Genomic DNA, 11,651 nt, shown 5'->3' on the forward strand with positions numbered 1-11,651 from the left:
AAAGCGATGCCTATTATTCGCCAGTGTGTATGGTCTAACTCAGAATCATTCACTTACGCACAAACCTACTAAAACATGCATAAACACGCAAAGCGTTTACAATCTTTTGCTTTTATATATGCTCAATTCCTAAATGACGAAACGGTGAAAATGCAGCAGGTTCCTGCCCTGCCTCTGTGATAATAGTATGGATTTTATCGACAGGAACAGCTAAAAATGGCTGTGCAGAGCCTAATTTTTCCTGAAGTGCCACTGCCACAACTCTTTTGGATGCCATTGCCATAGCACGCTTCACTCTAACTTCTTCTCTGTCAATATCCGTCACTCCTCTGACGGCATCAATACTTCTGACACCCAAGAAAAAGATATCAGCATGCATATCTTTCAACGCTTCTGTCACTTCGTGTCCAATAGTAACCTGAGCATTTGGCAAGATCTTTCCTCCTAAAAAGTAAACATCTACAAACCTGTACTCCACTAATTTTGAAGCTACTAACAAGCAGTTTGTAAAAAAGGTAGCTTTCAAGTCCGCTGGAAGATTCTTTACAATTTCAAGGTTAGTTGTTCCGCCATCAATTAAGACTACTGAATCATCATGAATCAGTTCTACTGCTTTTTTGGCTATAACTGTTTTCTCATCACGGGCATATATTTCCCTATCCTCATAACTAAAAGGAATATATGACGAAGAAGCTGTCTTATTATTTGATTCACTTGAGATCGCTCCACCATGTACTCGTCTGATCTTGCCTGCATCCGAAAGTTCTCTCAAATCTCTCCTGATGGTATCTTCCGACACATTCAGTTCGGTGCTTAATTCTGATGACAATACTTTATTGTTTTTGCGCACAATATCCAGAATATAGTTCTGGCGCTCTTCTTTCAGCATCATAACGGTTAAAATTTCCTTTAAAAACGCACGAATCTACTTGTTTTAGTCCGCGTTTTTGCACGTTATTAGTATTTGATAACAACACCAATGCAGTTTGGTGTTGTTAAGCTAATTAAATTTGAATCAAATTTAGGAAAAACCATACAAACAGGCAGACTTACTATTAACATGAAGAGGTTTTTTATTCTTAACCTATTGTGGTGCTATTTTACTTTTTCATTGATGGCACAAGTTCCCAAAGAAAAAGGGCTACAAGCCATTGACATCAATACTTGTCAAGGACAGCTCGAATTCTTAGCATCCGACTGGATGGAAGGCAGGGAGGCTGGTCAGAAAGGGGGATATATGGCTGCTGATTATCTCGCCAGCATGTTCAAAGTATTTGGATTATCTCCAGCTGGTGATTCTATCAATGGCACTCCTACCTATTTTCAGACATTCAATGTAATCGAATACAAAGCCGCTAAGGAGCAAGCCTTTGAAGTAATACATGCGACAAAAACAGGCAAAAGCACTCAAAAACTCACCTACCATACTGACTTCATTATAGATGTATCAAGTATTGGTATTGATGTAGAAGCACCCTGGTTTTTGTCGGATATGGGCTGGACACGGAGGAATACAGCGATTACCAAAAAATCCAAGTGAAAGACAAAATTGTCATTAGGCTTACTGGTTTTCCTGGACATTCAGACTCTCTCTCAACTGGTTTCAAATTGTTCGCTTCTTATACACCAAAACAGCTTCGCAAAGCAAAGGATGAGGCAGCTATTAACAATGGTGCTTTAGCCGTAATTGAATTTACGCCTGAGCAAGATGTCATGTCCAGCAAATGGACTGCAAATGCACCTTTTCGTTATAACCGATCCTATTATGAAGGAGATTCCCAATTACCTTCTTTCTATGAAACCAAGCTATCTTCAGTAGATCAGCCCGTGAATATTACAGTTGCCCATATTGGCCCTAGAGCTGTCCATAACCTTTTTAAAGATGAAAGCATTGACCTTAAAAAAGGCGAAAAACAAGCAGCTAAAACACTTGTTCCATTCTCTCAAAATCTGAATGGAAAAAAGGTACACCTTTCTACCTCTGTTGATTCTCGCCTAATGGAAGTGAAAAATGTATTGGCGATGATTCCTGGCAAAACAGATGAAATTGTGGTTGTTGGTGCGCATTATGACCATTTGGGAAAACATGGTGGATATATTTTCAATGGAGCTGATGACAATGCTTCGGGGTCAGTAGCGGTCACGTCTATTGCGAAAGCATTCATTGCATCAGGAGTACAACCTGAACGCAGTGTGATATTTGCCCTGTGGACAGCAGAAGAAAAAGGGCTACACGGCTCTCGGTATTTCACACACCATTTCCCTAAAATGGAAAAAGTAAAAATGTACCTTAACTTCGATATGATTGGAAGAAAAGCAGATTGGCATAGCAAAGAGAATGAAGTCAGTATGATTTATACAAAAGGCAACACCCATATTACAAGCACCAATCAGCAAAACTTGGATAAGTACCAACTGGATTTGGGCATCATTGATGGTGCTACAGAAAAAGGTAAAGCAGCCAACAGTGATCAAGTAAATTTCGACGCTTTTGGGGTTCCTTATTTTTGGTACCATACAGGAGGGCATCAACACTACCATCAGGCAGGTGACCACTCCAATGAAATCATGTGGGACAAAATGCTACGAATCATTAAACTGAGCTACTTAAACATTTGGGACTTTGCTCACAACCTATAGTCACTACATTCAATTTGTTACTTTATAAAACTTCACATCACAGATAAATATGGAAAACAACAGCAGAAGAAACTTCATAAAAAAATTATCAGTTGCATCACTAGCTGGAGCATCAATTCCAGCACTTTCATTTGCAATGGAAGGAAAAGCAAAAGGCAACAAACCACTTATGGTCTCTACTTGGAATCACGGAATGGGAGCCAACGAAGCAGGATGGGAAATCCTGAAAAATGGTGGATCTGCCTTAGATGCTGTTGAGGCAGGCGTAAGAGTACCAGAAGGCGACCCAATGGAAAGAAGTGTAGGATTTGGTGGATTACCTGACCGTGAAGGTCGTGTAACTTTGGATGCTTGTATCATGGACCACGAGAGCCAATGTGGTGCCGTAGCCTTTCTACAAGACATCAAGCACCCTATATCGGTTGCAAGACTTGTTATGGAGAAAACGCCTCACGTCATGCTTGTTGGAAAAGGAGCCAAGCAGTTTGCCCTTTCTCAAGGATTCAAAGAAGAAAACCTCTTAACTGAGCAGTCAAGAAAAGACTGGGAAGAATGGAAGAAAAAATCAAAATACCAACCTGTTATCAATATCGAAAACCACGATACTATTGGCTCTCTAGCAATTGACTCAAAGGGCAATCTGGCAGGCGCATGTACCACTTCTGGTGCAGCCTACAAGCTTCATGGTAGAGTAGGCGATTCTCCTATTATTGGCGCCGGATTGTTTGTTGATGGTGAAGTGGGAGCTGCCTGTGCTACAGGTTTGGGTGAAGCCGTAATCAGAACTGCTGGCAGTGCCATTGTCGTAGAGTTGATGAGACAAGGCCTATCACCTAAAGACGCTTGTGAGGAAGCTGTAAAGAGAATCATTCATAAACACAAAGACCTCACTAACCTACAGGTTGGCTTCCTTGCGCTCAATAAGGATGGCGTTTATGGTGGCTATAGCGTCTATGCAGGTTTCAACTGGGCAGTTGTTGACAATAAAGGCGGCAACAGAATGGAAGATGCCGAATACAAAAAGGAATGGTAATACCCCTTCACTCCCTACTTCTTGGTAGGGAGTCTCTCTATTACAACTAAACTTCACACAGACATACATGAAACGTTTCAGCTATTGGGTTTCACTTCTACTTATAGGAATCCTTTCGGGATGTACCAACAATCAACCAACAGAAGAACAAACAAACAACGTACAACTCACCTCATATGTAAATCCTTTTGTCGGGACCGACGGCCCTGGCAATACTTACCCAGGTGCTACAGTTCCTTACGGGATGGTACAACTAAGCCCTGACAACGGATATTCAGGGTGGGACAGAATTGCTGGATATTTCTGGCCAGACACTACTATTGCCGGATTCAGTCATTTACACCTTTCGGGGACTGGTGCCGGAGACCTTTACGACTTACTTTTCATGCCTTTCAACAGTCGTTCAGACAGGGCATTGGTGGAGAATGGTGACCGAAGACCTGCCTCTCTTTTTTCTCATGAGGAAGAACATGCTGAACCGGGTTACTATCAAGTGAAGTTACAAGACTTTGACATCAATGCTGAAATGACAACCAGCAGAAGAGCCGGCATGCAACGGTACACATTTCCTGCTGATAATAAATCTCAGATTGTCCTTAACCTTGGCTATGCACTCAACTGGGATTGGCCTACAGAAACCTTCATAAAAATAGAAGATGACCATACGCTAGTTGGTTACAGGAAATCAGCTGGGTGGGCAGCCAACCAACATGTATATTTTGTTGCACAGTTCGACAAGCCATTTACCTATGAACTTAAGGAAATTGAAGAGCCTAAAGAAAAGAAGAAATACAGAAAGCCTTTTAAAGAGCGATTGATTAAAAGTGCTGAAGTTAAAGGATTGCGCACGAAAGCATACCTTACTTTTGCCACACCTGAGCAGACCACCGTACAAGTCAAGGTAGGTATCTCCTCGAGTAGCATTGAAGGAGCAAAGCAAAACCTCAACACAGAGATTACTGACTTTGATTTCGACAAAGTCAAAACGAATGCATCCAAGGCATGGGAAGATCAACTGGAAAAAATCATTATCAAGTCTGACAACCATACAGAAAAGCAGGTATTCTATACAGCTATGTACCAAAGTATGTTAGCACCTACGCTTTTCTCTGACATTGATGGTAAATACAAAGGAGCTGATGGCAAGATACAAACAGCAAAAGGTTTTGAACGTTACGATACCTTTTCTCTTTGGGATACTTTCCGTGCCGCTCACCCTTTATATACTTTAATCCACACAGACAGGGCTAGAGACATGGTTGCTTCTTTGATGGCTCATTACCGTGAGACGGGCTTACTCCCTGTTTGGTCATTTCAAGGCAACGAGACCAATATGATGATTGGTTATCATGCTGTCCCTGTCATTGTTGATGCCTACACAAAAGGAATACTCAATGACTTTGACGCTGAAGAGCTTTTTCAAGCATGTAAAGCCAGTGCAATGAATACGAAAAACGAGGATATCGCTGCCTACATCAACCATGGCTATGTACCTGTCGTGGAAAAGCACGAACATTGGTCAGTTTCCAAAACACTTGAATATGCCTATGATGACTGGTGTGTGGCCCAACTGGCAAAAGCACTAAACAAGCAGGAAGATTATAAGTACTTCTCAAAGCGCGCTGAAAACTGGCAAAATGTATATGACAGTACATCTACATTTATGCGACCAAAATTAGCTGATGGAGAATTTCAGCAGCCATTTATTCCTAAAGAGTACACAGACCCTTTCTGTGAAAGCAATGCATGGCAATATTTCTGGTTTGTTCCACAAAATGTACAAGGACTAGTAGAGACAGTTGGAGGTAAAGATAAGTTTACTGCAAAATTAGATTCCATGTTCACATTTGACCCGCTTCCAGAAGACAAATTACCTATCTTCTCAACGGGCATGATTGGACAATATGCACATGGCAACGAGCCAAGTCACCACGTAGCTTACCTGTACAATTACATTGGAAAGCCTCACAAAACTCAGGAAATGGTACACAGGATTCTCAAGTCACAATATAAGCCAACACCTGATGGGGTCTGTGGCAATGAGGATTGTGGACAAATGTCAGCATGGTTTATCATGAGTTCACTGGGCATCTACCCAGTCAACCCAGCATCTGGAGTATACGATCTTACAACTCCACTCTTCAGCAACTCAGAAATTTCATTAGGCAATGGACATAAGCTAACCATCAAAACCTCTAAACCACCACAAGATTACCCTTATATTAAATCTGTAAGGCTAAATGGAAAGCCAATTCAGCATTTGCAGGTTAGCCACAAAGAACTTGCAGAAGGCGGCACACTCGAATTTGAATTAACAAACAGTATCCACTAAGTGTAATTCCAACACACTACATTCACTAAAGGCGATTGCAGTTCAAACAATGAACTCGCAATCGCTTTTTTGTTTCATAACACAGACACTCAAGCGCCATTAAGTGCACATTTACCCTCATTCACAAACCAAACACAACACAACAGACACAAACAAACTCCAAACACTGACCAAAAAAGTGAGTAATAAAAATGCCCAAACACACTTAATAGCAAACTTTTAAATAAAAAAACTTCTAAATACCTAACATTAACACTCATAACGAAGTAATCCTATACACGCACAAACACGCATTAAAACGTATAAATAATCAAATAAATGACATTTATTAACGAATATTTCATGCGTATTCTTGACGTTTTATAATCATATACGTACGTTTACGCATCGCTTATCGAAAAGACGCTTTCATGTTAACCAAAAAACTCAATTAAGCGCACATTTACGAAAAGTGACAACAGCATTAATTCATGCGATTACACATGCAAAATCAATAGTTTTTTATTTGGTGAAATTTTTACTCTAAATGGTAAATCTAATGGACAGAAGCAGAAAACTGCTGCTGTTACTGGCTACAATCTTTGCTATAGCTAGTTCGGCATTCGCACAAGAGCGTGTCATCAGTGGCGTCATCACCGACGCAAATGACAACTCACCTTTACCTGGCGCTAGTGTACAGATTAAAGGAACTACTACAGGTACTATCTCAGACTTTGACGGTAGGTTTCAATTAAAAATCGACCAGTCACAACCAACCATTACTATCAGCTATGTTGGCTACCAACCAAAAGAAATAGTATTGGGAGAGAACCAAAGTAATCTTACAATCCAACTAGAAGCTGACGCTGAACAGCTAGATGAAGTAGTAGTTACAGCACTAGGCATCAAAAGAGAGGAAAGATCACTTGGTTATGCAGTATCAGAAGTAAGCTCTGAAGATTTGGGGGTTACAGGTACCAATGCCAACGTAATGAACTCACTGAATGGTAAAGTTGCCGGTGTACAGATCTCTCCAGTAGGTGGTGGCGCTGGCGCTTCTTCAAGAGTTGTTATTCGTGGTAATGCAGTCTTAGGAGGCAGCAACCAACCGCTTTATGTGGTAGACGGTGTACCAATGTCCAACAGTAACTACAAGAATGCTGAAGACAAAGATAATGGCGACGTTGACTCTGGTGATGGTCTCTCTTCTATCAACCCTGATGATGTTGCCTCAGTATCAGTACTGAAAGGCCCTGCTGCTACAGCACTTTACGGCTCAAGAGCAATTAACGGTGTTGTCTTAATTACAACTAAGTCTGGTAAGGACAGAAAAGGATTGGGTATTGACTATTCTGGTGGGGTTACAATAGATATGTTAGGTATTACTCCAAATGAACAAACTCAATATGCACATGGTACTCAAGGAAACCTTCCTAATGACCCTAAGCAAGATTACAGTATGTGGGGACCAAAAATCACTGGTCAAAGCAACAGTAATTATTACGATGGACAGGAGCGCAACCTACAAACTTATGACAACTACAAAAACTTCTTTAGAAATGGTGTAACATTCAACAACAGCATTTCCTTAACTGGAGGTAACGAGTCTTCACAAGTTCGCTTTTCCTACTCTAACCTGAACAACTCAGGTATGGTTGAGAACTCTGACTACAACCGTCACACATTCAACCTACGTGGTACTACTAAGTTAATCAATGAGAAACTAACTCTAGATTCTCGTATCACTTATACGAATCAGTACGCGCTTAACCGTATGGAATTGGGTAACTCAGTAAACAACTACATGGGACAAATGCTCTCAATTCCGACTACATATGATGTAACTTGGTTAAAGAATTATGAAAGTGCAGATGGCAGACCTATTGGATATAACAATAAGGAAATGAACCCTTACTGGACGATCAATAAGGTGAGAAATGAAGATACTCAAAACCGTGTTCTTGGTATGTTATCCCTTAACTACCAATTGACTAACGAACTATCAATCATGGCTAGAGGTGGTACTGACTTCACTTCATGGAGACAAGATGTACTACAACCTCTTTACACTCCTTACTATGACCAAGGCAGAGCATACCAAAGAACAAACCTTGATCGTGAAGACAACTATGACTTCCTAATCAGTTACCACAAAGAGCTTGGCGACTTTGATATCTCTGCCAACGCAGGTGGTAGCTATATGCACCAAACTAGAGAATACAATGATGCAGGTTCATCAGGGTTCTCTTCTCCAACATTCCAAAACCCTGGTGCAGGTAGTGAGCGATATATCGAGTTTAACAAATTTGAGCGCGTAATCAGCTCAGTATATGCAATGGCTTCAATTGGTTACAAAGGCTACTTATTCCTAGATGTAACAGGAAGAAATGACTGGTCTTCTACGCTGCCTGCAAATAATAACTCTTACTTCTACCCTTCAGTAAGTACTAGCTGGGTATTCTCAGATATGGATTGGGACACACCTGACTGGTTATCATTCGGTAAACTGAGAGCTTCATGGGCACAAGTAGGATCTGACACAGACCCTTATAGCTTATTTGTTCAATATGAACTTGATGGACAGGATCATAAGGGTATAAATGTAGGTGGTATTCAAGGTAACCAAATCCCTAACTTTGAACTTAAGCCTGCCATGCAAACTTCTTATGAAGTCGGTTTTGATGTACGTATGTTTAACAGCCGTGTAAACCTTGACCTGTCATATTACAACTCTTCTTCTGTTGACCAGATCCTTGCGGTGGATATTTCTAATGGGTCAGGATTCAACTCAGCATTGATCAATGCAGGTGAAATCAAAAACAGTGGTGTAGAGATGATGTTAAACCTTATCCCTGTACAATCTCAAGACTTTACTTGGGAAGCTACTGTAAACGCTGCATACAACAACAACGAAGTAATCTCACTTTCAGAAGGTGTAGAGCAATACATGTTGCTTCCTACAACTGGTGATGTTTCGGTGCAAGCTCGTCCAAATTCAGCCTACGGCCAAATTATTGGCTCAAAATACAGAAGAGATGATGCAGGCAACATTGTAGTAGATGAAAACGGTTTACCAATGAAAGAAGATGGACTTGATATCATTGGTAATGGTGTCCAACCTTGGATGGCTGGTTTGAGAAATACATTTACATACAAAAATGTTTCATTCGGATTCCTAATTGACGGCAAGTTTGGTGGTGATCTTTATTCAAACACTAACGCAAGTCTCTATGCATCTGGAAAGCACGAAGCAACATTGGTTGGTCGAGATGAATACTACAACGAAGGATACTGGAACCCAGGAGGCTTGGTTACATCTGACGGCGAGGCATTCACTGGAAGCATCGACCCTGAGTTATACTATGGCAGAATATCAGGCATCAGTGAGCAGTTTATTTACGATGCTTCATTCATCAAGCTTCGTGAAGTGATACTAACATATCGTTTACCAAACAAACTGATTGATAAAACACCATTCCGTAATGTTTCATTGTCAGCGGTTGCAAACAACTTGACATACCTGTGGAAAAACACTGAGAACATTGACCCTGAGGCAACTTTCACCAATGGTAACGGTCAAGGTATCGAGGTTTCAAACCTTGCACTTCCAAGAACATTCGGATTTAAGCTTAATGCGAACCTGTAATCGATAACCAATCATGAAATTCAAGTTCAATAAATTTATACTTTCAGCAGCCATCGCTGCATCCGTTCTCTCTTCTTGTACAAATGATTTTGACGAGATCAATGAGAACCCATATACGTCCAACTCACTGGATGAAAAACATCAGTTTACTTATTCACAACTGAAAATGTTTGCCAGTGGCCATGAAGGCTGGAGAGGAAACTTAATCATGTCTAGTAGTTATGCGATGACATCCACTAATGCTTACACAACTGGTGTAGGTTTTGGCACAAGTGATAGTTATACGGAAGCTACATGGAGCTTAATCATGGGTGATGTAGCAAAAAACATCACTGACGTTAATACCAAGTTGGAGGAAGAAAATACAGACAACCATAACGACGCCAAATTGGCACAATCGACAGTGGTAAAAGTAGTTAATTTCCTTCGCCTAACATCTCTTTATGGAGACATCCCTTACTCTGAAGCAGGCAAAGGTTACTCAGAGAAAGTATTCTACCCTAAATATGATGCCCAAAAGGACGTCCTTTATGCGATGGTCGATGAACTAAAAGAGGCAAGATCAAAATTTGCTGATGCAAATCTGGAGCTGTTCAACTACGACTTGTACTATGAAGGCAATGCTAGCAATTGGGCTAAGTTAACTAACAGCTTGCTAATGCGTATTGGCTTGATGATGTCAGCAGCCGACCCAGGAAAAGGGCAAGAGGTTTTTGCTGAAGCATATAACGACAGCAACGGATATATTCAGTCTCTAAATGAATCATGTATGGTAGAACATACAGAGAATGGTGGAGCATGGGGACAGCATATCAATGGTGCTGGTGTTGCTATGCAAGGTAGAGTTGGTGGTTTCTCGTACACATTTATGAGTGACACTACACTTAGACTTATGCAAGAGAAACAAGACCCAAGAATTTTCTGGGTATGTGGTCAACTGGATTACTCTTCTGGTACAGCTACTGTAATTACAGATATTCCAAACTTTGATCCTTTTGCTATGGCTGAAAGCTCTGCTTCAGAACCATTCAAGCCTGTTCACTATCGAGGGATGAAATACGGAAACAGAGGAGATGCTAGCCGAGGTCTATTCAAAGTGGGAGATGGAATAAAACAGCTAGGATTCCATACTACAACCAATGAAGGTGTCTTAACAACCACTAATGGACGTGAGTATAAAAAAGACGGTCAGTTTGCACTACTTACAGGATTGAACCCTGAAACTATCCTAAATGCTACTTCACCTTCTACTGTAATGGGTGCTGACGAAGTACAATTTATGATCGCAGAAGCAATTAACAGAGGTTGGATTGGTGGCGATGCATCAGCTGCCTTTGAAGACGGTGTGAGAAAGGCAATCATGAAGTACCCTTCACTCTACCCAGGTCAAACTACAGTTGATAAGCTTATCGCTGCTTACAATACACATTTGACTGATGAAGGAGAACCTGTTTATAACTGGAGTGCCTCTGTTGAAAACTATATTCAAGATCAGGTTGCTGAATTCGGTACGGCAAGTCAAGATGCTCAATTGGAGATGATTGTTTACCAACACTGGATGTCACAAATCGGAAATGGTCAGCGTGCATTTGCACTATGGAACAGAACGCACCTTCCATCATTTGTAAAAGCAAAACTTACAGAAGAAGACATGTCTGTTCAGCTTCCTGTTTATGAAATTCCAGCAGGTTTGAGCGAAGAGGAGCAAAAAGCATTTGATCCACTAACAGAGTATGCTTCAACAGGTGATGCTTCAATATTTACTACAAGCAACTTTGAAAAAGTGGAGCTGCACACTGGAGGAAACACTGCAGGTGTTCGTCCTACACGCTTCCCTTATCCAAACAGGGAGTTAACAGTAAACGCAGCAAATGCTAACGAAGCTATGCAACGTCAAGGATCTACAGGTGGAGATGATAGCTTTATCTCAATCCCACAGTGGTTCAGCCATAAGTAAGAAGTTTTAAATTTCCATTCCCCTAACCGCTATGGAGTGATTCATTTCACTTCATAGCGGTTTT

Annotated in this window: 7 protein-coding genes; 6 read left to right on the forward strand and 1 reads right to left on the reverse strand. The window is 40.9% G+C overall.

Annotated elements, in window-relative coordinates; translation table 11 throughout:
- Nucleotides 1-112 precede the first annotated feature (112 nt).
- Nucleotides 113-892: a DeoR/GlpR family DNA-binding transcription regulator gene (locus V6R21_RS26105; protein WP_334246457.1), complete on the reverse strand. Its 780-nt coding sequence runs from the start codon at nucleotides 890-892 to the stop codon at nucleotides 113-115.
- Between the two features lie 168 nt (nucleotides 893-1,060).
- Here V6R21_RS26105 and V6R21_RS26110 point away from each other — a divergent pair, with 168 nt between their 5' ends.
- From V6R21_RS26110 to V6R21_RS26135, 6 genes are all read left to right on the forward strand, one after another.
- A complete protein-coding gene (locus tag V6R21_RS26110) occupies nucleotides 1,061-1,540 on the forward strand; it encodes a zinc-binding metallopeptidase family protein (protein ID WP_334246458.1) in 480 nt (159 codons plus the stop codon).
- Nucleotides 1,537-2,640: a M28 family metallopeptidase gene (locus V6R21_RS26115; protein ID WP_334246459.1), complete on the forward strand. Its 1,104-nt coding sequence runs from the start codon at nucleotides 1,537-1,539 to the stop codon at nucleotides 2,638-2,640. The genes V6R21_RS26110 and V6R21_RS26115 overlap by 4 nt, the downstream gene beginning before the upstream one ends.
- A gap of 49 nt (nucleotides 2,641-2,689) precedes the next feature.
- Nucleotides 2,690-3,673, forward strand: a complete 984-nt coding sequence (locus V6R21_RS26120; RefSeq protein WP_334246460.1) for an isoaspartyl peptidase/L-asparaginase family protein — start codon at nucleotides 2,690-2,692, stop codon at nucleotides 3,671-3,673.
- Nucleotides 3,674-3,740: 67 nt separating this feature from the next.
- Entirely contained in the window at nucleotides 3,741-6,005 is a 2,265-nt protein-coding gene (locus V6R21_RS26125) for a GH92 family glycosyl hydrolase (RefSeq protein ID WP_334246461.1), read from the forward strand.
- 538 nt (nucleotides 6,006-6,543) lie between these two features.
- Nucleotides 6,544-9,630, forward strand: a complete 3,087-nt coding sequence (locus tag V6R21_RS26130; protein WP_334246462.1) for a SusC/RagA family TonB-linked outer membrane protein — start codon at nucleotides 6,544-6,546, stop codon at nucleotides 9,628-9,630.
- Nucleotides 9,631-9,643: 13 nt separating this feature from the next.
- Nucleotides 9,644-11,587, forward strand: coding sequence for a SusD/RagB family nutrient-binding outer membrane lipoprotein (locus V6R21_RS26135; protein ID WP_334246463.1), 1,944 nt, complete (start codon nucleotides 9,644-9,646; stop codon nucleotides 11,585-11,587).
- Nucleotides 11,588-11,651 lie beyond the last annotated feature (64 nt).

Origin of the sequence: Limibacter armeniacum, assembly GCF_036880985.1 — a bacterium.
GTDB classification, from domain to species: domain Bacteria; phylum Bacteroidota; class Bacteroidia; order Cytophagales; family Flammeovirgaceae; genus Limibacter; species Limibacter armeniacum.